Raw genomic sequence first — 23,292 nt, 5'->3', positions numbered from 1 at the left:
CCTATGAAAGGGAAAGCTAGTCGACAACGTAGAGATCCTCCGGAGCAACCGGCTCGAACCCGGCGTCGGCGAGCTTGCGCTCGACCTCGTCGTCACCAGCCACCTTCAACACATCGACCGCGTGACCGCCTTCGACGGACATGCAGTAGCCGTATTCAACGTTGACGTTCTGCTCGTCCAAAAACTCGAGCAGCTTCGCCAAACCGCCCGGAACGTCGGGCACGCGCACGCCGAGCACCGGCGTGACGGCTGCGCGCCAACCAGCGCCGCGCAGCGCTTCGGCCGTAGCCTCGGGCTTGTCGCACAGCATGCGGGCCACGCCGAAGTCCTCGGTGTCGGCCAGATACAGCGCGTGCATGTTGCTGCCGGCAACGGCCACCGCACGCGTGGCGGCGGCCAAGCGGCCCTTTTCGTTCTCAAGGAAAATAGTCAGCTGGGAAATCATGGCCTACTGCTCCTTTCGCAGGTCGATGATGCGCTTTGCCTTGCCCTCGCTGCGCTCGATGGACTTCGGCTCAACAAGCTTGATGTCCACGGCAATCTGCAGGTTGCTCTTCAACTCGGCGGCCAGGCGCTTCTTGAGGTCTTCAAGCTTGCGAATCTCGTCGAACGGGAACTCGGGCACGGTCTCGACGCGCAGCTCGACGTGGTCGAGCGGGCCGCGCGTGGTGAGGACGATCTGATACTGCGTGGCAATCTCGGGGAAGCCGGTGATAACCTGCTCGATCTGCGACGGGAACACGTTGACGCCGCGCAGGATGAGCATGTCGTCGGAGCGGCCGATGATCTTGCCGATCTTGCGGTGCGTGCGGCCGCAGGCGCACGGCTCGGAGATGATGCGCGTGATGTCGCGCGTCCGGTAGCGCACCAGCGGGCAGCATTCGCGCGTCAGCGTGGTGAACACCAGCTCGCCGTACTGGCCGTCGGGAACCGGCTGAAGCGTTTGTGGGTCGATGATCTCGGCGAAGAAATGGTCCTCGGCCAGGTGCAGGCCGCTCATTTCCTTGCACTCGAACGCCACGCCCGGGCCCATGACTTCGGACAGGCCGTACACGTCGCAATACTGGATGCCCAGCTTCTCGGCGATTTCCTCGCGCATGCCCTGGCTGCAGGGCTCGGCGCCGAAGATGCCGGCGTGCAGCTTCAGATCGGTGGCGGGGTTCATGCCCATCTCGATGCACGTATCGGCAATAAGCAGAGCGTAAGAAGGCGTGCAGCACAGCACGTCGACGTCCATGTCCTTAAGCATCTGGATCTGGCGCTTCGTGTTGCCAGAAGAGGTGGGGACGACGGCGCAGCCGGCGGTTTCTCCGCCATAGTGCGCGCCCAGACCACCCGTGAACAGGCCATAACCGTAAGAGACCTGCATGGTAGAGTTCTCATCGCAATCGCAGATGGCAAGGCCGCGCGCAAAGCACTCGCCCCAATGCTTCAGATCGTTGGCGGTAGAGCCGACAACCGTTGCCTGGCCGGTGGTGCCAGAAGAGGCGTGGATGCGGGCAACTTTGCTGCGCGGCACGGCGAACAGGCCGTCGGGATAGTTGTCGCGCATGTCCTGCTTCAGGACAAAGGGGAACTTCGTGATGCCTTCGAGCGTTTTCAGGTCGCCCGGCTCGACGCCGGCTTCCTTAAACGTCTTCTGGTAGAAAGGAACGTTGTCGTATGCGTACTGTACGCACCATTTCATGCGCTCAAGCTGCAGGTCGCGCAGCTCCTCACGTGGCATCGTCTCAATTTCCGGCTGGAAGTACACCTTTCTCTTACCTTTCTTTGTGCGCGGCGCCTGGCTTGCGGTAAAACGTATCGCCGCTTAGATATGAAGTTACCCCGCCGCCGTGTCCGGCCCCTTGACCACCACTTCGTTCACCGGGTCGTACACAGAAGCGAACAGGTCTTGCCGCACGATGTTGCCAGCGGCATCTTTGACCGTGCGCGTGACCTCGATGGTGGAACCATCGGTGCCGCGCGTTTTCACGTAGCTGATACCCGGGGCCAGCGTATCGTCGACCTTCGTGGTAGACGAATGCGTCTTGCCCTTCTCCCATTGACCGGTTTCGGTGGATACCTGATAACCGGAATCGACTCCATACAGTGTAGCGGTTACGGACCCTTCTGAGCACGAGACCTTTACCAAAACATCGTTGGCGGTATCGTTTTGCCACACAAGGTCAAGTTCAGGATAGCTGACAGCCGCATCGCGCCCCTGCGGATAGCTGGCGATGTAAAGCGAATGGTTGTGCCGCTCTTTGACGGGCAGGCCCGACTCGTACACGGCGTTGAACACCGTGGTGGCAACCTGGCAGATGCCGCCGCCCACCGAATCGGTGTATTCGCCGTCGATGATGGCGCCGGCGCCTAAAAAGCCCTTTCCTTCATCGCAGTTGCCGGTGGTGTCGTTGTACGACCACGTCTGGCCCGCAGCGCAAATCGAGTTGTCGAGCAGCTGAGAGACCAACGCGATGTTGTGGTTGCGGTTTTCCGTGCCGGCACCCGTCGTGAACTGCGTGGTGTACGTACCGATAGGCCCGACGACGCCGCAGGCAAGCGCATCATCAAGAGACAGTTCCGCAGGCATGGCAGTAGAAGCAACATCAACCTTCGGCGTAGATTGCGCTGGCTCGATGTCGCTGCCGGAGCCGAACAGCGCCGAGGTCAAGGCCGAAGCGGCGTCCGACACCAGCGGCAACGAACCCGAGCCGCTTGTCCTCACCGTCACCGTCCCGTCCTGGGCAGCAGAAAACGACACACCGGAAAGCGCGTTGCCCGAAGACTGCCGAATGCCGGAGAGCATAGAAGACTTAGCAAGATCGCTGTCGATATAGGGGCGCAGATGCCACGAATCGCCCTCGCCCTCGATGGTGGTTGCAACCCACGCGCCCACTTCCGATGCCGAAGCTTCCCACGCCGTTCCCTCGAAGTCGAACTCGGCACCTCCGGCAAGCGCGGAGGTGACCGCCTGGGCGACTTGCGTGGCGTCCCGCTCGGTAATGCGCAGCGGAGCATAATCGGTGTGGGCCACCATCTGACCGCCGCCTTGCAGCAGAAGAGGAGCAAGCTGGTCGCACAGCGACGAGCGATTCACTTCCCAACCGTCATGGCCAGACTGCACGTAAGCAACGCCGCCCGAAACGGCTATGTCGTAGTCGGCATGCGGCTGTCCGATGGCCGCATCTATTTCGGCTGCGAACGCATCGACAAGCTGATCGTTGAACGTAGGCGTTACGGAAATGTCCGTCCCGAAAAACTGCGCGCCAAGACGCGACAGCGCGCCGCCGGAGTCGCGACCGACGGCAAGGGCGGCGTCAGCAAGGCCCTCGGCATCGATGGCAACGCCAAGGCCTGCCCCATCGGCAACCCACGCCTGCTTCGAAGCCTTCGCCTCGTCGACGGCCATCTGCTCGGCCAGGGCGGCGTCCTGCTGATCCTGCTGAGAAGCCGCTTCGGCCGTTTGAGCCGCGGCTTCGTCCGATGCGAAGACGGTGACGCTTGCCGCACGAAGCGGTTGCGTATACGCGTCATCAACAGCTGAAATGATTTCATCGCGCGTCATTCCCGACGCATCAACGCAACCCACATGCACGCCCTGATAGACGCGGCCGGCCGTGGTGCAGCCATCCACGCCCACGCCGACCGCAAGCAAGCACGCAACAACCACGACAACGCCCGCCACGCGGCTTTTGCGAACCAGCGAGGCAAACCCTTTGCCGACAAGACGCATAAGCGAAGCCAGGAAACCTAGCACGGCAAAGCCGATGGAGCGCAAAGTTCCTACCGCAGCAGACGCCCCCGCCGACGAGCGAGACGATGATTGGTGATTGCGGCTGCGCGCTGAGCGCCGTTTAGCGTCGTCCTTCACCCACAGCTCGGGCTGTCGAAACCCGGCGTTTTCGGTGCCGGTAACTTGTTGACGGCCAGAACGCTGGCGAGCTTGTGGAGCAGCCGCCTTGTCGCGCTGCCTTCCGCGAGCGGACGGCTGGTTGCGAGCGCCAGCATGCTGCGCGCGTCCTTGCACCCTTTGACCTTGGGAAACGCCACGTGTTGACGCGCCACGCTCATAAGAGCGTCCAGAACGCGAAGAGCCCGCTTGCCTATTCAAGCGGGCAGATGCTGAATCGTTTGTTCGAGAGTGCTGGCCGTGCGAAGGCCGGCCCGCAGATGAGCTTTGGCGCGAGCGCGTTTCGCCGACCCGACGCGTAGGCTGTTTGCGCGCCGGAGGCACCTGCCCCTGATCACCAGCCACTACAGACGACCTTTCGCCTCAAGACGCTTCGCCTTCTGCATTTTGCGGTAACCCGCCAGCACGTAGTACGTGGTGGTGCACAGGCCCAAAAGCAAGCCGGCGTACACGAACCAGATGCCCCACGAGCACGCAACGCCGTTGAAGCCGGGCAGCCACGCGACGTAGACCCAGCCCAGGCCGCCGATAAGCGGCATGTTCAGCAGCAGGCCCGCGAACCCGACGAACAGAAACGTGGTGGCAACCTTGCCCGGATAGATGACGGCAACGCGCTGCTTATAGCGCTTGAGCAGGTACGCACCGCCGATAAGCATCAGCAAATCGCGGCCGAGCACCACCACAACAATCCAAGCGGGCAAGCGACCCACCAAAAGCAGGCCGACCACGCCGCAGATCATCAGGATGCGGTCGACGGCCGGGTCAAGCAGCTGGCCGAGCTTCGACACGCAGTGCGTGCGGCGCGCCACCTGTCCGTCGATCCAGTCGGTGCAAGCGGCCAGCGCGAACATGAACGTGGCCAGCAAATCGTATCCGTTGAGCAGCAGCACCAGGTACACGGGCACCATGCACAGCCGGATAAAAGATATAACGTTCGGAATGGTGAAAATGCGATCGGTTACCTGCTCGTTGTTTTTCGCTGACATGCGTTCCCTACCCCATGGCCTTACATAAAGGCGGGGCGCCGCAGCGCCCCGCCTGCAATCTGCTACCAGATTATAGTAACTCAGCCCGCGATAAAACGTTACGGTTAAGCAACCTATTGCTGCCCATCTACACGTTTTTACGCCGTTTTCGGCCGCTCGGGCACCTCGAACACGTGCACGCTTTTGCTCCGCGAAACGGCGGCGTACGTGGGCTCCATGGTCAGCGACCCCTTCGGGCACTCGTATACGCAGCTGGCGCATTGCACGCAGCGGAAGTGGTCGATCGTCCACTTGCGTGCCTTCTTGTCCACCTCGATGGCGCCGCAGGGGCAGCGCTTCTGGCACAGGCTGCACAGGATGCACGTGTCAACGTCCACCACCACATGGCCTTTTAACCCGCGCGGCGGCTCTTTTTTCTGCACCGGGTACAGCACCGTTTCGGGCTTTTTGAACAGCGACCCGAACGTCATCTTTCCAAGTTTGAATCCGCCCATGCCACTACCTTTCCGTGCAGCTGATGCAGGGGTCGATTGTCAGCACGATGTTGTTGACATCGGCCAGATCGCACCCCTTCAGCGCCAACGTCATGCCTGCAAGGTTCTGCGAAGTTGGCGTGCGCATGCGCATGCGCTCCAAGTACTTCGTGCCGTTGCCGCGTGCATAGTAGTAGCACTCGCCGCGCGGTTGCTCAAGCACGTTGCACGCCTCGGCGCCGGCCGTAGGGTTGCCCTTGACCTTCACGGCGATATCGCCGGCAGGGATGGTGTCGATCATCTCGTCGATGATGTCGATGGACTGCAGCACCTCTTGGCAGCGCACCTTCACGCGCGCATAGCAGTCGCCGTCGTTGTCAAGCACGGGCTGGAAGTCGGACAGCTTGCCGTATGCACCATTGCCAAGCATGCGCACGTCGTAGTTCACGCCCGACGCGCGGCCGAACGGCCCGACAAGGCTTTGCGCCACGGCGTCGTCGTGGCTGATATAGCCCACGCCCACCAGGCGGTTCTTCACGGAAGAATCGGTAAGCAGCGTTGCCACGATCTGCTTGTACTCGTCGGTGATGCCCGCAAGCACCTGCTTGATGTAGGCAAACATGTCGTTGTCGATGTCGCGCTGCACGCCGCCTACCTTCACCACAGAGAAGATGACGCGGCCGCCCGTGGTTTTCTCGAAGATGTCGAGCACGCGCTCGCGCAGGCGCCAGCAGTGCATGAACAGGCTTTCGAAGCCGAACGCGTCGGCAGCAAGGCCCAGCCACAGCACGTGCGAGTGGATACGCGACAGCTCGTGCCAGATAACGCGCAGGTACTCGGCACGCTCGGGAATCTCCACGCCCATAAGCTGCTCGACCGTTTCGGCATAGCCCATGGAATGGCCGAACGCGCAGATGCCGCAGATGCGCTCGGCAACGTAGATGAACTGGTTGTAGTCGCGCGTTTCCACCAGCTTTTCCAAGCCGCGGTGCACGAAGCCGATCTGCGGGATGGCCTCGAGGACCGTCTCGTCTTCCACCACGAGGTCAAGATGCAAAGGCTCGGGAAGCACCGGGTGCTGCGGGCCGAACGGGATGACCGTTGCCTTTCCCATGCTTACTCACCTGCCTTTCCGTCGGCGCCGGCACCAGCCGCGCGCTGCTTCTCCAAAAACGCCGCACGCACGCGCGCCGCTTTCTCGGGATCCATGTTCTTCAGGCGCTCCTCAAGCACGGCAACCTTCTCGTCGTGCTCGGCCTTCGCCGTTTCCTGACGGGCGCGCGCATCTAGCGCTGCACGCACCTTCGCCGCGCGCTCGGGGTCGAGCTGGGCAAGCTTGGCCTCAAGCTCGGCCTGCTTCTGCGGCGTTTGCTGGCCAACGGCGCGCTGGGACTCCAGCTTCGCCTCGTTCGCAAGCGCCCCGCGCACCTGCGCGGCTTTTTCGGGGTCCATGTCGGCAAGCTTTGCCTTGCGCGCCATGGCGGTGCGCACCTTCGCGGCCTTCTCGGGGTCCATGGCGGCAAGCTTGGCCTCAAGCTGCTCGTCGAACACCTGCGGCTTGGCGGCCTCGGCCTCCTGCTCGGCCTTCTTGGCCTTCGCGGCAAGCGCAGCCTTCACGCGAGCGATCTTCTCGGGATCGGCGCCGGCCATCTTCAGCTCGATATCGGCAGCGGCAGCGGAAGGAGCCACGCCCGCGACCTTCGCCTTCGCATACGGATGTTCGGTCACGAACGACGCATTGGCCGCGGCGGCCTGGCGGGCACGCTCGGCCTTAGCGGCGGCGGCCTTCTTCGCCTTGTCGCGGGCGGCCTTCTGAGCAGGCGAGATGATGGTCATCGGCTCGCGCTGCGCCACGGCGTAGAAATTGCCCTTGAAGTCGATGGCGATGTTGCGGATCTCGACGCCGAACAGGTCGTGGATCTCGTTCTCGAACACGAACGCGGCGATGAAGTTGTCGGTGATGCTGGGGATGGGCACGCCCTTCTGCACGCCCTTGATGGTGAACGCCTCAAGCACGCCGTCTTTCATGAACGTGTACTGCACGTCGATGCCGGCCTCGGTGTTGACGGCAAGCACTTGCACGAAACGGTGGCCTTCGGCCTTCAGCCGCGCCGAAAGCTCAGGCAGGCTTTCGATGGAGATCTCTTGATAGTTTGCAGGAATGGCCATGCTGCCTTACGCCCCCTTTCGCTGTTCGTTCATTGCGGCGCGCTTCTCTTCGAGGATGCCGACCGCCTCGACGACGGCATCGATGATGGCCTCGGGACGCACCGCACAGCCCGGGGCGTATACGTCAACGGGAATGGCCTGGTCAACGCCGCCGATGACGTTGTAGCAGTCGTGGAAGATGCCACCGGAGCATGCGCAGATGCCGCACGCCACCACCACTTTCGGCTCGAGCATCTGGTCGTAGATTTCCTTCACGACCGAGATGTTGCGCTCGTTGACGCTGCCGGTGACCAAGAAGATATCGGCATGCTTGGGATTGCCGGTGTTCACGACGCCGAAGCGCTCAGCGTCGAAACCTGGGCACAGCGCCGCAAGCACCTCGATGTCGCAGCCGTTGCAGCTTGACGCATCGTAGTGGATGACCCACGGCGATTTCGCGAAATAAGCCATACGCGCTCCTTACAGATAGACCAGCACGGCCATGTTGATGCCGCCGGCCACCAGTGCCACCGCCCACGCGCTTTTCAGCATCAGCTGCCACTTGACGCGGGCGAAGTTGTTGTCGATGAGAATCTCCAGGAAAAACGCCAGCGCCGCTGCGACGATGGCCACCACGATGGAGATGGGGTTGCCCCACACGAAGAACAGGCCGATCCAGCCAAGCGCCAGCACGTTCTCGCACCAGTGCATGACCTCCACCTTCGCCAGCGTGCGCCCGGACATCTCCGTGGTAACGCCTTTGACGAGCTCTTGGTGCGCGTGGTGCGAATAGCTGAGGTCGAACGGGCTTTTGCGCATCTTGATGGTGAGGATGAACAAAAAGCCCAGAAACGCCAGCCATGCCACTGTGATGGCCGGAGCGTCCAGCGTGAAGGCCGCCGCGCTGTCAAACGACCCCGTGGCCAGGAAAAACGCCACGGCGATGAACAAGCTCATAGGCTCTTCGGCCATGATCTGCAGCGCCTCGCGGGCAGCGCCCACCTCGGAGTACGGGCTGCGCGTGCAGTACGCCGCCAGGATGAAGAACAGGCTGGAAAGCGTCAGCACGAACACGGACAGAAGCAGGTTGCCGCCACCGAAGAAGATGCCGCCGGCCAGCACGGCGAACGCCAGCGCGCACGTGATGTAGGTGCCCTCGACGCTGTTGACGGCGGCGCGGTCCTTTTCAAGCAGCTTGCGCACGTCGTAGTACGGCTGCAGGATCGGCGGGCCCACGCGGCCTTGCATGCGAGCGGACAGCTTTCGGTCAAGGCCGGCCAGCAGGCAGCCGACGATGGGTGCGAGCACGGCGAAGGCGATGGTGCCCACGATGATCGGAATCAGAAACATGAGACCACTCCCTTCCTAGATGATGCCGCAGGAGCACACGAGCGCTGCTGCGAACGCGACGACGATGATGAGCGTGCAAGCACCGGTGGCCACGGGCGTGATCTTCGCTTCGCCGAAGATGCCCTCAAGGTACCAGTTGCGCGCCGTTGCCATGGTTTCGCCCGAAAGCGAGTTCGTGAACGTGCGATTCGCGTTGTTCGCGCTGATGCCCGACAGGTATACAGGCGCCTGCTTGACCTGCTTGGCGCCCAGGCCGGCGAACAGGACGACGAACACCACCACCGACAGGATGGCGCCGACCCACAGGTTCGCATCGCTGACGGCTTGCTGATACGTACCGTACACGCTGATGATGTAGGGATCGACCACGAACCAGCTGATGACAGGAAGCCCTGCGCAGCACAGCAGGCACAGCACGGCCATGAGCATGAGCGCAATCCACTCGCTGCGGTGCACGGTGGTCTCGACGTTCAGCGGATGCGCCGCAATGCCCGAAAGCTTGCCGAGCCACTTAACCCAGAACAAAAACGTTGCGGCCGAGCCGAAGCCCAGGATGATGATGAGCGCGACGTTGCCGGTGTCGGCGAACGTGACGAGCGTGCCCCACTTCGCGATGAGCATGCCGAACGGCGCCACGAACATGACCATGATGCCGGCCATCATGAAGCGGGCCAGGCGCGGCATGCGCTCGAACAGCAGGTCCATGTCCTCGATGTTGCGGCTGCCGATGTGATGCTCGGCCGTGCCCACGCACAAAAACAGCAGGCTTTTCGCCACGGCATGGAACAGCACCAGGAACGCCGCCGCCCAGATGCCCTCGGGCGTGCCAACGCCGGCGCAGGCAACGATCAGGCCCAGGTTGGCGATGGTGGAGTACGCCAGCACGCGCTTGGCGTTAGACTGAGAGATGGCCATAAAGCTGCACAGCATGAACGTCAAGCCGCCCACCAGGATGGTCATGACCGCGGGAACCGGGCACACCACGAAGATGGGCGCCAGCTTGACAAGCAAAAACACGCCGGCCTTCACCATGGTGGAAGAGTGCAGCAGCGCGGAGGTAGGAGTAGGTGCCACCATGGCGCCGAGCAGCCACGTGTGGAACGGCATCTGCGCGGCCTTCGTGATGCCCGCGAACGCAAGCGCCGTTGCCGGCAGCGCCGCAAGCACGGGGAATGCCGAGCCCAGCTGCAAAAACTCCAGCATGGACAGCGTGCCGAACTGCACGGCGATGGCGTACAGGCCCACCAAAAAGCCGATGCCGCCGGCCAGGTTCATGACGATTTGGCGGAACGCGTTGCGGATGGCCTCCTCGGTGCGCGTGTAGCCGATAAGCAAAAACGAGCACACCGTGGTGATTTCCCAGCCGGTGAACAGCCACAGCAGGTTGTTCGAGAACACGATGACGTACATAGCGGAAAGGAACAGGAACATAAGCGCGAAGAACGTCGGGCGGCGATCCTTTGCGCCGGCGGGCTCGTGCGCCTGGAAGTCTTCCATGTAGCCGAGCGCGTACACGCAGATGCCGCTGCCAACCACGCCGATGATGAACGCCATGAGCAGCGAGAGGCTGTCGACGTACAGGCCGTACTGCACCTCGATGCCGTGAGCGAACACCAGCTCGAACACGAGCGAACCTACCACCTGCACCACGGCGAGGATGCATGCGAGCGCGTTTTTGTACTTCACGCCGAAGTCAAAGACCACACCGGCAATCACCACGCCTACGACGGTGCATACCGCATCGACCGCTCCAGAAGAGAATTCGATCTGCAGCCACGGCGTTCCCAGGTTGGCCATAACCAGCCAAATGGAGCCGACGCCGATGACGACAGCCGCCGCGCACACGATCACGCGCCGCGCCGTTTCGTTGCGCGCCACCAAAAGCACGCCGGCGACAAGCAACGGGAACAGGATAAGGAACCCGATCAGTGCCACGCTGCCTCCCCCTTTCGTCTTAGTTCGACCTTCGCGCACAGCGCCAGGAATAAGGCGTCATGCGGTGCCCGGACGTCGGACACAGTTGGACACTTTAGCATTGCCGGCCGGTAAGACCGCCACGTCTGCGAGGCCGGGCCGATTTGTCCGGTAAATGGGGGTGATTTAGAAACAGAAAAGGTCTTGCGTCGCGCAGGCGTGGCAAAATCTCAGGTCAGCGGCAAGACGGCCCGAACGCGAAAACGCCCCTGGAGGCGCGCGGGCGCGACCACGGGCGCTTATAGGCAAAAGCTAGCTCGGTTTAGTTGACCAGCTTAACCAGCGTGACCTTCAGCTGGTTCATGTCGGTTGGCGATGGTCTTGTTCAGCACGGTGAGCAGCTCGCGTTGCCCTTCGCCACGTATGCCGAAAGCCCCGGCGTTTGTGGCAGCTCGGCCGTTTTCATGTTGTCGATGCGATATTGCTCACGGAACGTCTCAAGCGACCAGCAAGCGGGCATGAACGAGCACATCTCGAAGCCCATCGAGATTCCCACGTTGCTGAAAACGCTTGAGGGCGTGCTGGAGTAGAGCCACGATAGCCAAACGAGGGCGGACGACGGCGAAACGGAGCCGGCATCGTCTTGCTGGGCTCCAACATCCTTCAGGGTAAGCAAGCGGGCCACCTTCGAAACGAAGGCGGCCCGCTTTCGTTTACGCGTCTTTGCGGTAGCGCGCCAGCGCGCGCACCAGCTTGTCGGCGTCGATGGGCTTGGCAAGGTGGTCGTTCATGCCCGACTCGCGCGAATAGGCCACGTCATCGGCAAAAGCGTTGGCGCTCATGGCCACGATGGGCACGCACTTCGCGTCGGTGCGGTTCATGGCGCGGATGGCGCGCGTGGCCTCGTAGCCGTTCACGTTCGGCATCATGATGTCCATGAGCACCAGATCGAACGTGCCCGGTGCGGCGGCGGCGAACGCATCCACGGCCTCGCGCCCATCGAACGCAGTGGTAACGTGCGCGCCGGCTTGGTCAAGCACGAACTCCGCGATCTCGCGGTTCAGTTCGTTGTCCTCTACCAGCAAGATGGACATGCCCGCAAGCGTGACGTCGCCTTGCTTGTCCAGCTCTTCGTTGCGCTGCTGTGCGTCGAAGTCGATGACCAACGGCAGCGTGATGACGCACGTAGTGCCCACGTCAAGTTCGCTATCGAACGTGATGGTGCCGCCCATCAGCTCCGTCAGCTGCTTGGCGATGACCGTGCCCAGGCCCGTGCCCGAAGGCTGCGCCTCAAGCTTTTGCACCTCGCGGCTGAACGGCTCGAACAGGTGCTGCTGGAAATCTTTGCTCATGCCAATGCCGGTGTCGGCCACCGTGATGCGGTACATGGCCGTGGCGCCTTCCGCATGCAGCTCTTCGCACGATAGGCGCACGGTGCCGCCGGGCTTGTTGTACTTCACCGCGTTGCTCGCAATGTTCATGATGACGCGCTTCAAGTGAGTCTGGCTTGCCATGACACACGGATGCTCGATGCGGTCCTGCTCTTTGATGATGGTGACGTGCAACTCGCCGGCCTGGCGCTCAAGCATCTCGCACACCTCGTCGTTGAGCGCCACCAGGTTCGTGGAGCGCAACTCAAGCTCCACTTCCCCGCTTTCAAGCTTGCTCATGTCAAGCACTTCGCTGACCAGGTCAAGCAGAATGCCCGACGCCATCCAGATCTTCTGGCGGCACTCGCGCTGCTTGGCAACGTCGCCATCGAACACGTTGCCCATTTCCACCATGCCGCGGATGCCGTTGATGGGCGTGCGGATATCGTGGCTCATGCGTTGCAGAAACTCGGTTTTCGCCGTGTTCGCGCTTTGCGCCTCGCGCGCCGCTTCGACCAGTCGTTCGCTGTATTCGTGCTCCTGCGCGACCAGCTCGTGCAGATGCGCGTGCTCGGACTGCCTGCGCAACAGCACCACCAAAAAAACGAACACCGCGTACAGCGCCAACGCAAGCGCCACGCTTAAGGCCACGCCGCCAAGGTTGTTGCGCAGCGGCGTGTAGGTATACACGTAGTAATCGCGACATTTGTCGAACGATGCGATGAACCACGTGGACTCGGCGTTGATGACCGACGCCTTGCCCAGCGTGCAGCGTTCCTTGATGGCGGAAATGACGCCTTTGTCGAAATCGCCGATGCCCTCGGACTGCAGCTGCGCCAACGTCATCGTGTTCGCCGCAATGTAGTTGCCGTCGTTTTCCACAACGATGCAGCCATTGTTTTGCGTGCTGTAGCCTTCGACCATGCTTTGCAGCGTCAAGGAATAGCGGTTCCCGAACGCGGGCTTCGTGCGGTACAGCGACACGACGACGCCCGGCGCGTCAAGGCGGCTCGAGCAGCCGACGTCAACGTGCGACCCGTCTTCAAGCTCGATGCGCGTGGCGTACGTTTTCAGCGGATAGCGCGCCACGTCAAGGGCGGACGTTTCGCGCAGCTCCGATTCCACCTGCGCATACCCCACCTCATCGGAAGAGTAGGAACCCACGAGGTCGCCTTCGGGCGTCAGCACAAGCGCGGCCGTCAAGCTGAGCTCGCCGGCATAGCGCTGCAGGCTTTCGGCATCTGTGGCACCGCCGTCTTGGCTGACGTCGCGCGCAAGCTGACCGGCCGACTCGATGGAGCGCAGAAGGCTTTTCGTGGTCGACGCGTCGTTGAACGAGTCGTATGTCAGGCTTTGGTTTTTCGTGAACTCGACCACGCCTGCCATGCGGTCTGCCACCTGCGAGAATGTGACGTTGAAGGCGGCGAAACCCGCCACCACGCCCATTACCACGCCGATGGCGATGATAACGGCCCAGAACCTGCTTGAAAGCCAGTTTCCGTTACTCATGCAGGCCCTCCACGTTCAGAAACGGGCTGGGGTCGTCGAAATAGCGCTTGAGGATGGACTCCATGGTGCCGTCGGCCAGCATGTCGTCAAACGCGCCTTGCAACGCCTCGGCGATGCCGCGCTCGTCGTTAAGGTCAAATGCGCAGCCCAATCCCACGTCAAGCAGCGATTCGTCAAGAACGCGCAGGTCAACGCCAAAATCTTTCTCGTATTGCAACAAGGAGGTCTCATGGGCGGCAATGGCGTCCACATAGCCCTTCGACAGCGCGGGCACCAGGTACGAGCGGTCGGAGAAGCTGAACATCTTGCCCACCTCGGGCATGTCAGCGTTCGTGCCGTTCGAGATGATGCTTTCGGGCTTCGTGGTGGCCTGCACGGCAATGGTTTTGCCCGCCAAGTCGGAAAGCGAATAGATGCTGCTTTGCGGGTCAACTGCAATGACCTGGCGGCTTGCCAGGTACGGGCCCGCCCAGCGATAGTCGTCTTCGCGGCCCGTCATGCTAAAGCAGCTCATGATGCAATCGATGTCGCCGGCGGCCAAACGTTCGGTCTTCTTCTCCCAGGGGATATAGGTGAATTCGGGCTTGTAGCCGATGCGGCGGAACGCCTCGGTGGCAATGTCGACGTCGATGCCCGAAGGCACGCCGTTTTCGTCGTTCGAGGAATAAGGAGGGTACACGTCGGCGCCCACGGTGATGGGCTGCAAACCATCGGTTGTTTGCGACGATTCGCCAGATTGAGCGCAGCCGACAAGCAGCGCAAGCGCGAACACGATTGCCGTTATGGCTATCAGTCGGCGTTTTCTCATAGTGCTCTCCCTCGTTAGTGCAGTGACGTCAAGTCTAGCAGAAACGAGGGCGCCACCTTCACCAGCGGGCGCGCGAATAGCATAAGCGGGGCGAAAATATCATCAGATTCGCCTACACTTCGGCAAACGGCGTTTAGCGGGACGCAAACTCCACGATGGCCTGCAGAATCTTATCGCGTTCCAGCGGCTTGTTAAGGTGCGTGTTCAAGCGCTTCGATTTTCGCCTGCATAGTGGACGGATTCACGAGTCTGCCCCTGTCCGGTTCCCAAGTTTTGGCCGTTATGATTACAGGCCATGTCACTCGGATAGCAGCGAACCGTCACGGAAACAAGCCTGTTTTCAAGCAAGGTTGATGACATCGAACAAAAGCGTTGATGGTAAGAAAAAGAAACGGGGCGTATCGCGGTGATACCGAAGTCCATACACATAAAAAGCAGGTCAGAAGCTTTTCTTCTGACCTGCTGTAATAAGCTGGTCGGGTTGACAGGATTTGAACCTGCGGCCCCTTGACCCCCAGTCAAGTGCGCTACCAAACTGCGCCACAACCCGAACTCATTGGTTTGCTGCTCCTTGAAGCAGCTCGTTTATAATACCAAAACCTCGAAAGCGCGCAAGGGGTTAATTGCAAAAAGTTTTGCCCCTTTTGCTTTCCGCGCCGCGTTACTACACGTATTCGAGCGCGCGGTCCAAGATTACGTCGGCCAAACGGCTCTTCGACATGGTGGGAAGCTCTTCCACCTCTTCGTGGTCCACGAAGAACACGGTGTTGTCGTCAGTGCCGAACGCAAGGCCCTCGCCCACGCGGTTCGCCACGATCACGTCGGCCTTCTTCTTCTCAAGCTTCTTCTGCGCGTTGGCGATGACGTCGTTCGTTTCAGCGGCGAACCCGACAACCACCTGGTGCGGGCCCTTGCGGCTTGCCAACGTTTTCAGGATGTCGGGGTTTTCCACCAGCTTGATGGTGCCCAGGTCTGCGTCGGCCTGGCCCTTCTTCAGCTTGCAATCGGCCACGTGCTCGGGGCGCATGTCGGCCACGGCGGCGGCGAACAGCGAGATGTCGGCCGTCTCGAACGCCGCTTCGCAGGCTTCAAGCATCTGCACGGCCGTTTTCACGCGCACCACGTCAACGCCCTCGGGCTTCGGCAGCGAAACAGGACCGGACACCAGCGTGACCTTCGCGCCGCGCAGCGCCGCCGCCTTCGCGATGGCGTAGCCGGTTTTGCCGCTGGAGTGGTTGGAGATGTAGCGCACCGGGTCGATAGGCTCCACCGTGGGGCCCGCCGTGATAAGCACGTGCTTGCCGGAAAGGTCGCGCTTCACGCCAAGCACTTCAAGCGTTTTCGCCACGATGACGTCGGGGTCGGCCAAGCGGCCGCGACCCACGTCGCCGCAGGCCAGGTAGCCCTCGTCGGCTTCCACGAAATGCACGCCGCGGATGACCAGCTTGCCGATGTTGTAGCGCGTGGCGGCCGCCTCGTACATGTGCACGTTCATGGCCGGCGCGATGACCATAGGCGCCGTGCAGGCAAGCGCCGTGGTGGTAAGCAAGTCGTCGGCGATGCCGTTGGCGATCTTCGCGATGACGTTGGCCGTCGCGGGCGCGATGACGAACGCGTCGCACTCCTCGGCCAGCGAGATATGGTGGATGGGGTCGGTGGGGTCGTCGAACAGATCGATGGCCACTTTCTCGTGCGTGAGCGCGCGGAACGTCACCGGATCGACGAAGTGCGTCGCGTGCTCGGTCATGCACACCTTCACGCGAAGCCCTGCTTTCTGGAAGCCGCGCACGATCTCGCACGACTTGTATGCGCCGATGCCGCCGGTCACCCCAACGAGCACGGTCTTTTGAGGTTGAGCGTCAACGTTTGTCATGATGTTCCTGCTATTCCTTCCCGTCTGTATACGAAGCAAGCACGTGGGCAAGCGCCTGGGCGTGCGCGCGCGTTCCGTTCAAGCACGGCACGTACACCAGCTCGTTGCCCGCAAGCACTTTACCCGCATCTGCCAGCTGCTGGCAATAATGCGGACGCAGTTCGTAATCGATATCATAAAGCGTTTCCAGGCAATCGACAGCGAAATTTGGGCAAACCATGAACACGCGCCCCGAAGATGCGTGCGCCCACCGCTCAAGGATGTTTCGCGTGAAGGGTTGCAGCCACTCGCGGCCTTTGTCGAACTGGCAGTTGTAGCCGACCGTCCACTGTTTGCGCTCGATGCCTAGCCGGCCCGCCACGCCAAGCGCCGTGGCGCCCGTTTGCACCTCATAGGTGTCCCCCGCCTCGATGTCCACCAGCGGGATAGAGTGGTAGTTGAACAGCAACCGATCGCCTTCACGCTGCCCGAAGCCCGCATCGCGCACTGCCTGCGCGACGGCGTCCAGGTAAACCGGGTCTTTGCCGTAGTGCTTCACAAGCGTGCAGGGGACGTCCCAGTTCGCCGCTGCAAGCGCGGCGTTCACGCTGTCGCTGACGCTGTACGTGGTGCTGTAAGCGCTTTGCGGGTACAACGGCAGCACCACCAGGCGCGCACACCCGGCGCGCCTGAGCTTGTCCACGGCATCGGGAATGGTGGGAAACCCGTAGCTTTGCCCCACGGCAACGTGTACGTTCGCGCCCGTGGCACGCAGCTCGTCTTCCAGCAGTTCGCGCAGCTTGGCGTGCTCCACATCGAACGGCGAGCCTTGCGCCGTCCAAATCTTGCCGTACTTCGCGCCGGAAACACGCCCGCGCTTCGGCAAAATGCACAGGTGTAGAATCAGCCACCAGCACGTCTTGTTCATGGGGCGGATACGCGGGTCCATCAGGAAACGGCCCAGATACGCGCGTACGTCGCGCGGGGCGGGGCTTGCGGGCGAGCCGGTATTTGCGATAAGCACGCCTGTTGGCGGCGTCATGTTCGTCATCGTGATAATCCTTGCAAGAAGCTTTGAGCAACGGATGCGCGCGCCTTGCAACCGCAGGGAAGCGAAGCGCGCAGGGCAACGGTACCACAACCTAACATGCCGAAACATCCTCCAGACGGTGTACCGGCGCACTGGGATGCGGAGCTTCCGCCAGAAGCGCCGCCACCTCGTCGCCCGCCTGCGTGCGACCCATGCTGCGCGGCGCCAGCGCATCGAGCACGGCTTGCAGATCGTCGGTGAGGTTGTCGGCGAAGAACAGTTCCTGGCCCGTCATGGGCTGGGTGAAGCGCACCTGGAACGAGTGCAGGAACTGCCGGTCAAGGTCGAAGTTCGCGTCGGCATCCTTCGGACCGCCGGCGTTGTACACCGGGTCGCCCACCAGCGGGTGGCGCGTGTACTGCATGTGCACGCGAATCTGGTGCGTGCGGCCGGTGAACAGCTTGCAGTCGATAAGCGTGTAGCCGTTGTCGCGCGGCCCATGCTCGAAGCGCTCGAGCACCCGAAACGTGGTTAAGGCGTCGCGCGCCGAGGGGCATTCGCGCACGGCCATGCGCGTGCGCTCGTTCACCGCGCGGGCGATGGGCGCGTCGACCATGCCCGTGTCGTGCGGGATGACGCCGTGCACGAGCGCCAAATAGCGGCGGTCGACGGCGCGGTCGTGGATGTCGGCCATGAGCGCCAAGCCCGTGGCGTCGTTTTTCGCGGCAAGCATAAGGCCGGTGGTGTCGCGGTCAAGACGGTGCACGATGCCCGGGCGATCGTCTTCGCCCTGCACGTTGCACAGGTGATCGGCCCCGCAATGATGTACAAGAGCGTTCACCAGCGTGCCGTCGGCGTGGTCGATGGACGGATGGCACACCAGCCCCGCCTGTTTCGAGATGACCAGCATATCGTCGTCTTCGTAGCGCACGTCAAGCGGAATGTTCTGCGCGCGCACCGGGCCGGCCGCCGGCGGCTCTTCAAGCTCGTACACCACCGTGTCGCCAGCCGCCAATGCGTGTTTTTTGGCCACCGTGGCGCCGTTGACGAACACCGCGCCCGATTCCACGGCGCGCGCCGCAGCGGAGCGGCTGGGGTACAAACCATGCCCAGCCAGTACCGCGTCGATGCGCTGACCTGCGTCTTCAGGTTTAACAATATAGCTTTTCAACATGCCCATCTAGCGCTCCTCCCCTGCCGTCGCCCCTGCTTTGCGCTCGCGCACCAGCCAGGCAACCAAAAACAGCACCAGGCCGCACGTCACGCCGATGTCGGCGATATTGAACACGGGGAAGTTCATGAACGCGAGGTCGATGAAGTCCACCACGTAGCCAAGCACGAAGCGGTCGATGGCGTTGCCGATGCCGCCGCCGACCACCAACGCCAAGCCCACCACTTCAGGCCAGCTGACAACCTTGCGCTGCACCACCAGAAACGCCGTCAAGCACGCGCACATGACCAGCGAGAACACCCCGAGCGCCACCGTGGCGCCCGCGAACATGCTCCACGCGCCGCCCGTGTTGTGCACCAGCAGCAGGCGGAACAACCCCGCAATGGGCCCGGAAAGCACCGTGCCGGAACACGCCGTGTTCAGCGCCGCCTTCACCACCTGGTCGAGCACCACCCACGCCACCGCGATGGCGGCGAAGACGCCAAGACGTTCGCCGGCGTTTTTGCTGCCAAGCGGCGCAGGGCCGGCGCCTGTGGCACCGGCCCTTTTGCTTGCAGCAATGTTTTCATTCACTTGCTGGGACAAACGCTACTCCTCCGTGAAGCCGATGGCATCGAGCGCCTCGCCGCAGCGAGCGCACACGTGCGGATGGCTCGCGTTTCCGCCGAGCTGGCGATAATTCCAACAGCGCGGGCACTTCTCGCCCTCAGCGGGTTTGACCTCGCAAGACAGCTCCTCGCCGGCGGCGAACGAAACGCCGGAGACGATGAACAGCTCCTCGAACACCGCGGTGCCGAACGCGGTCAGCGCGTCAAGCGTAGCCTGCGGCGCGGTAACCACCACGGCAGCTTCCTGGCTCTTGTTGATGACCTTTGCAGCACGCGCGTCCTCAAGCGCCTTCGTCACCACGTCGCGCACCTCAAGGGCGCCGCCGAACGCGGAGAGCACCTGCGCCTCGGCGTCCTTGCCGGGAAGCGCGGGCACGAAATCGGCGCGGTGCGGCCAACCAGCAAGCTGCACGTTGCCCACGCGGCCTTCGCGGTTGCGCATGGCCTCGGGATAGTGCTCCCACACCTCATCGGCCGTAAACGACAGGATGGGCGACAACACGCGCACGAGCACCTCGAGGATGTTCATGAGCACAGTCTGCACGGCGCGACGGCGCGGGCTGTTCGGAGCCTCGGAGTACAGGCGGTCCTTCGTGACGTCCATGTACACGCTGGACAAGTCGTTCACGAAATCGTATACGGCACGGTACACGCCGTTGAACTTGAACGCGTCGTAAGCTTCCTCCACGTCGGAAAGCAGCTTGGCCGTTTTCGCCATCATGTACTGGTCGATGGGCTCAAGCGCGCACCAATCGGTGACGGCGTCTTTCTGGTCGTCGAAGTCGGACAGGTTGCCCAACAGGAAGCGGAACGTGTTGCGGAAGCGGCGGTACGCGTCGGAAACCTGCTTCAGGATGTTGTCGGAGATGGACACGTCCTGCGCGTAGTCGGCCGAAGCCACCCACAAGCGCAGCACGTCGGCGCCGTACTTGCTGGTGACGTCCGCCGGGTCAACGCCGTTGCCAAGCGACTTCGACATCTTGCGGCCCTGCTCGTCAACGGTGAAGCCACACGAAAGGATGTTCTTGTACGGTGCACAGCCGTAGGCGCCCACGGACGTGAGCAGGCTGGACTGGAACCAACCGCGATGCTGGTCGGAGCCTTCCAGATACATGTCGGCCGGGAACACCAGCCCCTCGTCGGCGCGGTGGCGCAGCACGCTGGTGTGCGTGACGCCGGACTCCCACCACACGTCGAGGATGTCCTTTTCAGGCACCAGCTCGGTACAGCCGCACTTCTCGCAGTGCGTGCCGTGGGGCAGGTAGTCCGACGGCTTCTTCGTGAACCACGCGTCGGCGCCTTCCTTGTAGAACAGGTCGATGACGGCGTCGAACGTTGCCTCGTTCGCCACGGTTTCGCCGCACTTGGCGCACTTGAACACGGGGATGGGCACGCCCCAGCTGCGCTGGCGCGAGATGCACCAGTCGGGGCGGTCGGCCACCATGGAGCCGATGCGGTTGACAGCCCAACCCGGGTAGAACGTCACGTCGCGCTGGATGGCGTCGAGCGCGCAGCCGCGCAGGCCGTTTTCCTCCATGGACACGAACCACTGGTCGGTTGCGCGGAAGATGACGGGCTCGTGGCAGCGCCAGCAGTGCGGGTAGCTGTGCGTGATCTTGCGCGCGGCCACCAGCGTGCCCTGCTCGCGCAGCCAATCGATGATGACGGGGTTGGCGTCGTCGGTGTCAAGGCCGGCGAACGGGCCGGCATCGGCAGTAAGCACGCCGTTGTCGTCGACGGGCATGAGGATGGGGATGTCGAACTGCAGGCCCACCAGGTAGTCGTCCTGGCCGTGACCTGGTGCGGTGTGCACGCAGCCGGTACCGGAATCAAGCGTGACGTGGTCGCCGTAGATGATCTTGCCCTTGAGGTCGTGGCGGATGGGGCACGTGTAGGTAAGGCCCGTCAGCTCGGTGCCCTTCAGCGTGACCGGTTCGCCGTCTTCGCCGCGCACCATGTCGTAGGACTCCCAGCCCGCGATCTCGGCGACCTGCTCCACCAGCTCCTTCGCGAAGATCATGTTCGAGCCGTCTGCCGTGACCATGACGTAGTCGGCGTCGGGCATAAGGCACACGGCGGCGTTGGCCGGCAGCGTCCAAGGCGTGGTGGTCCAGATGAGCACGTAGGCGTCGCCCGTGGCACCGGCGGCCTCGAAGATGCCCGGCATGGCGTCGAGCTTGAACTTCACGTACACGGAAGGCGACGTTTCGTCGGAGTATTCGATTTCGGCCTCGGCCAGCGCCGTGTGGCACTTCTTGCACCAGTGGATGGGCTTGCGACCGCGGTAGACCTGGCCCTTCAGGTACAGGTCCTTGAAGATTTCGACATTGCCCGCCTCGAAATTCGGGATGTAGGTGAGGTACGGGTGCTCCCAGTCGGCGTTCACGCCCAGGCGCTTGAAGCCCTCGCGCTGGATGCCAACGTACTTCGTGGCCCACTCGCGGCACAAACGGCGCAGCTCGGGCTGCGGGGTTGCCTTCATCTTGTCGGGGCCCAGCGTTACCTCCACCATGTGCTCGATGGGCTGACCGTGGCAGTCCCAACCGGGCACGTACGGCGTGAAATAGCCGCGCTGAGCATGGCTTTTGTTTACGAAATCCTTCAGCACTTTGTTGAAGGCGTGACCGATGTGGATGGGGCCGTTGGCGTACGGCGGGCCGTCATGCAGCACAAAGGGCTTGCCGTCCTTGTTCTTCTCGAGAACCTTCTCGTAGATGTGTTCAGACTCCCACTTCTCGAGTCGCTTCGGCTCGCTTTGCGGGAGGTTGCCTCGCATCGGGAAATCCGTCTGCGGGAGATTCATGGTGTTCTTGTACGTATTCGCCACGAGATCGCGCCTTCCTTTGCTGACACTATGTTCAAGCGGGCATGCCGCCCCAACTTACAAACTTGATTAGTATAAAGGAAACCGGCGCGGCCGGGGAAAACCAGCCGGCAGTTTTCGCAATGAGCGCACAGGGGCGCTGTCGAAGGGCCAGCGTGGTCGTGTTCTAGCGCACAGGCGCGTTTGCTTCGCCTCCTTGAGGAGAGGAGCGTGCGGCCGAAAGGTAGAAAGCTTCCTGGCGGTTAGGCTCGCAGAAGTTCATCGTTCAGAAGCCGCCGATTATTATTATTCTCCGGCGAAACGATCACGCTTCCCGGGTTATACTTGATGCATATATGTACGCGCTTGTTCACATCGGGAAAGGACTTTCCATGACGATGAGCTTTGAGCTGGTCACCGATTCATGTTGCAACCTCGCTGAAGAGACGATCGACCGCTACGGCCTGCACGTGCTGCCGCTGACGTTTATGGCCGATGGCGAAGATACCGTGTATCAAAGCTATCTCAAGGGCGAGAAGACCGACCTTTCCCAGTTCTACAAGATGATGCGCGACGGCAAGGTGTTCCGCACGTCGCTGCCAAACTTAAGTAACACCGAGACGCTATTTCGCAGCTTGCTTGCTGCCGGTCGCGACATTTTGTACCTGGGCTTTTCCAGCGGGCTTTCCGGAACGTACGGGGCCACGGAGCTTTTGGCCAAACAGCTGCGCGGCGAGTACCCCGACCGCAAGATCTACACCGTGGATACGCTGGCGGCGTCGGGCGGCCAGGGCCTGCTGGTGTGGCATGCGTGCCAACATGCGGAAGCCGGCGAGGGTATCGATGCGGTGCGCGACTGGGTCGAAGGCAACAAGCTGCGCCTGGCGCACTGGTTCACGGTGGACGACCTCATGTTCTTGTGGCGCGGCGGGCGCGTGTCGAAGACCAGCGCGTGGGCCGGCACGCTGCTGAACATCAAGCCTGTGCTGCACGTGGACGACGAAGGGCACCTTATTCCCATGGAGAAGGTGCGCGGTCGCAAGAAATCGCTGACGGCGCTTTTGAACCACATGGAGAAGACGGGCACGCAGCCGCTTGCCGATCAGATGGTGTTCATCACGCACGGCGACTGCCTGGAAGAGGCGCAGTGGCTTGAGCAGCAGATTCGCGAACGCTTCGGCGTGCGCGACATCGTGGTGAACTGCATCGACCCGGTCATCGGCGCGCATTCGGGACCGGGGACCATGGCGCTGTTCTTCTTGGCTTCAAGCCGCAACTAAGAATCCGAGTCGCACCGCTCGGAGACGTCCGGTAGCCCAGTCGCTCAGACAGTCCTGCTCGCACAAAAGCCCCACTGGGGCTTTTGGCTCGTGCG

19 protein-coding genes and 1 tRNA gene are annotated in these 23,292 nt (G+C 62.2%); 1 reads left to right on the top strand and 19 read right to left on the bottom strand.

Going from position 1 to position 23,292, the window contains the following annotated elements; translation table 11 throughout:
- Positions 1-16: 16 nt before the first annotated feature.
- The 19 genes from ET524_RS00410 to ileS all read right to left on the bottom strand — a co-directional run bounded on the left by ET524_RS00410 (position 17) and on the right by ileS (position 21,941).
- Complete coding sequence (locus tag ET524_RS00410; protein ID WP_129422860.1) at positions 17-445, bottom strand: ACT domain-containing protein; 429 nt, start codon at positions 443-445, stop codon at positions 17-19.
- Between the two features lie 3 nt (positions 446-448).
- Positions 449-1,753: a phenylacetate--CoA ligase family protein gene (locus tag ET524_RS00405; RefSeq protein WP_129422859.1), complete on the bottom strand. Its 1,305-nt coding sequence runs from the start codon at positions 1,751-1,753 to the stop codon at positions 449-451.
- 69 nt (positions 1,754-1,822) lie between these two features.
- Complete coding sequence (locus ET524_RS00400) at positions 1,823-4,012, bottom strand: VanW family protein (protein WP_129422858.1); 2,190 nt, start codon at positions 4,010-4,012, stop codon at positions 1,823-1,825.
- Positions 4,013-4,239: 227 nt separating this feature from the next.
- A complete protein-coding gene (locus tag ET524_RS00395) occupies positions 4,240-4,881 on the bottom strand; it encodes a CDP-alcohol phosphatidyltransferase family protein (RefSeq protein ID WP_129422857.1) in 642 nt (213 codons plus the stop codon).
- Between the two features lie 137 nt (positions 4,882-5,018).
- Entirely contained in the window at positions 5,019-5,375 is a 357-nt protein-coding gene (locus ET524_RS00390; RefSeq protein ID WP_129422856.1) for a 4Fe-4S dicluster domain-containing protein, read from the bottom strand.
- Positions 5,376-5,379: 4 nt separating this feature from the next.
- Complete coding sequence (locus ET524_RS00385) at positions 5,380-6,468, bottom strand: hydrogenase large subunit (RefSeq protein ID WP_129422855.1); 1,089 nt, start codon at positions 6,466-6,468, stop codon at positions 5,380-5,382.
- Between the two features lie 2 nt (positions 6,469-6,470).
- Entirely contained in the window at positions 6,471-7,523 is a 1,053-nt protein-coding gene (locus tag ET524_RS00380) for an NADH-quinone oxidoreductase subunit C (RefSeq protein ID WP_129422854.1), read from the bottom strand.
- A gap of 6 nt (positions 7,524-7,529) precedes the next feature.
- Positions 7,530-7,973, bottom strand: coding sequence for an NADH-quinone oxidoreductase subunit B family protein (locus tag ET524_RS00375; protein ID WP_129422853.1), 444 nt, complete (start codon positions 7,971-7,973; stop codon positions 7,530-7,532).
- Between the two features lie 9 nt (positions 7,974-7,982).
- The gene (locus tag ET524_RS11865; protein WP_129422852.1) at positions 7,983-8,852 is read right to left on the bottom strand and encodes an NADH-quinone oxidoreductase subunit H; all 870 of its coding nucleotides are present in this window, start codon (positions 8,850-8,852) and stop codon (positions 7,983-7,985) included.
- Between the two features lie 15 nt (positions 8,853-8,867).
- Positions 8,868-10,787: an NADH-quinone oxidoreductase subunit 5 family protein gene (locus ET524_RS00365; protein ID WP_129422851.1), complete on the bottom strand. Its 1,920-nt coding sequence runs from the start codon at positions 10,785-10,787 to the stop codon at positions 8,868-8,870.
- Between the two features lie 364 nt (positions 10,788-11,151).
- Complete coding sequence (locus ET524_RS00360; RefSeq protein ID WP_129422850.1) at positions 11,152-11,442, bottom strand: hypothetical protein; 291 nt, start codon at positions 11,440-11,442, stop codon at positions 11,152-11,154.
- Between the two features lie 37 nt (positions 11,443-11,479).
- Entirely contained in the window at positions 11,480-13,645 is a 2,166-nt protein-coding gene (locus ET524_RS00355) for a hybrid sensor histidine kinase/response regulator (protein WP_129422849.1), read from the bottom strand.
- Positions 13,638-14,453, bottom strand: a complete 816-nt coding sequence (locus ET524_RS00350; RefSeq protein ID WP_129422848.1) for a substrate-binding periplasmic protein — start codon at positions 14,451-14,453, stop codon at positions 13,638-13,640. Before ET524_RS00350 ends, ET524_RS00355 begins: the two co-directional genes overlap by 8 nt.
- 473 nt (positions 14,454-14,926) lie before the next feature.
- Positions 14,927-15,003, bottom strand: a tRNA-Pro gene (locus ET524_RS00345).
- A 114-nt stretch (positions 15,004-15,117) separates the two neighbouring features.
- A complete protein-coding gene (coaBC, locus tag ET524_RS00340) occupies positions 15,118-16,326 on the bottom strand; it encodes a bifunctional phosphopantothenoylcysteine decarboxylase/phosphopantothenate--cysteine ligase CoaBC (protein ID WP_129422847.1) in 1,209 nt (402 codons plus the stop codon).
- 10 nt (positions 16,327-16,336) lie between these two features.
- Positions 16,337-17,356, bottom strand: coding sequence for a ferrochelatase (gene hemH / locus ET524_RS00335; RefSeq protein ID WP_129422846.1), 1,020 nt, complete (start codon positions 17,354-17,356; stop codon positions 16,337-16,339).
- 91 nt (positions 17,357-17,447) lie between these two features.
- On the bottom strand, positions 17,448-18,515 hold the full coding sequence (locus ET524_RS00330) for an RluA family pseudouridine synthase (protein ID WP_129422845.1): 1,068 nt from the start codon (positions 18,513-18,515) through the stop codon (positions 17,448-17,450).
- Complete coding sequence (gene lspA / locus ET524_RS00325) at positions 18,516-19,091, bottom strand: signal peptidase II (protein WP_201738576.1); 576 nt, start codon at positions 19,089-19,091, stop codon at positions 18,516-18,518. It lies immediately after the preceding gene.
- Positions 19,092-19,094: 3 nt separating this feature from the next.
- Complete coding sequence (gene ileS / locus ET524_RS00320; protein ID WP_129422844.1) at positions 19,095-21,941, bottom strand: isoleucine--tRNA ligase; 2,847 nt, start codon at positions 21,939-21,941, stop codon at positions 19,095-19,097.
- A 368-nt stretch (positions 21,942-22,309) separates the two neighbouring features.
- Between ileS and ET524_RS00315 the strand changes: the two genes are divergently transcribed.
- Positions 22,310-23,197 (top strand): DegV family protein, encoded by an 888-nt coding sequence (locus tag ET524_RS00315; RefSeq protein WP_129422843.1) that lies wholly within the window; start codon positions 22,310-22,312, stop codon positions 23,195-23,197.
- Positions 23,198-23,292 lie beyond the last annotated feature (95 nt).

It is taken from the genome of Senegalimassilia faecalis, from assembly GCF_004135645.1.
In the GTDB taxonomy this organism is placed as follows: domain Bacteria; phylum Actinomycetota; class Coriobacteriia; order Coriobacteriales; family Eggerthellaceae; genus Senegalimassilia; species Senegalimassilia faecalis.
This window is presented reverse-complemented; position numbering and strand designations above follow the sequence as displayed.

Coding starts and splice junctions, on each gene's coding strand:
- ET524_RS00410 (WP_129422860.1), bottom strand. CDS start 445: ATGATTTCCCAGCTGACTATTTTCCTTGAGAACGAAAAGGGCCGCTTG.
- ET524_RS00395 (WP_129422857.1), bottom strand. CDS start 4,881: ATGTCAGCGAAAAACAACGAGCAGGTAACCGATCGCATTTTCACCATT.
- ET524_RS00390 (WP_129422856.1), bottom strand. CDS start 5,375: ATGGGCGGATTCAAACTTGGAAAGATGACGTTCGGGTCGCTGTTCAAA.
- ET524_RS00385 (WP_129422855.1), bottom strand. CDS start 6,468: ATGGGAAAGGCAACGGTCATCCCGTTCGGCCCGCAGCACCCGGTGCTT.
- ET524_RS00380 (WP_129422854.1), bottom strand. CDS start 7,523: ATGGCCATTCCTGCAAACTATCAAGAGATCTCCATCGAAAGCCTGCCT.
- ET524_RS00375 (WP_129422853.1), bottom strand. CDS start 7,973: ATGGCTTATTTCGCGAAATCGCCGTGGGTCATCCACTACGATGCGTCA.
- ET524_RS11865 (WP_129422852.1), bottom strand. CDS start 8,852: ATGTTTCTGATTCCGATCATCGTGGGCACCATCGCCTTCGCCGTGCTC.
- ET524_RS00355 (WP_129422849.1), bottom strand. CDS start 13,645: ATGAGTAACGGAAACTGGCTTTCAAGCAGGTTCTGGGCCGTTATCATC.
- ET524_RS00350 (WP_129422848.1), bottom strand. CDS start 14,453: ATGAGAAAACGCCGACTGATAGCCATAACGGCAATCGTGTTCGCGCTT.
- coaBC (WP_129422847.1), bottom strand. CDS start 16,326: ATGACAAACGTTGACGCTCAACCTCAAAAGACCGTGCTCGTTGGGGTG.
- hemH (WP_129422846.1), bottom strand. CDS start 17,356: ATGACGAACATGACGCCGCCAACAGGCGTGCTTATCGCAAATACCGGC.
- ET524_RS00330 (WP_129422845.1), bottom strand. CDS start 18,515: ATGGGCATGTTGAAAAGCTATATTGTTAAACCTGAAGACGCAGGTCAG.
- ET524_RS00315 (WP_129422843.1), top strand. CDS start 22,310: ATGACGATGAGCTTTGAGCTGGTCACCGATTCATGTTGCAACCTCGCT.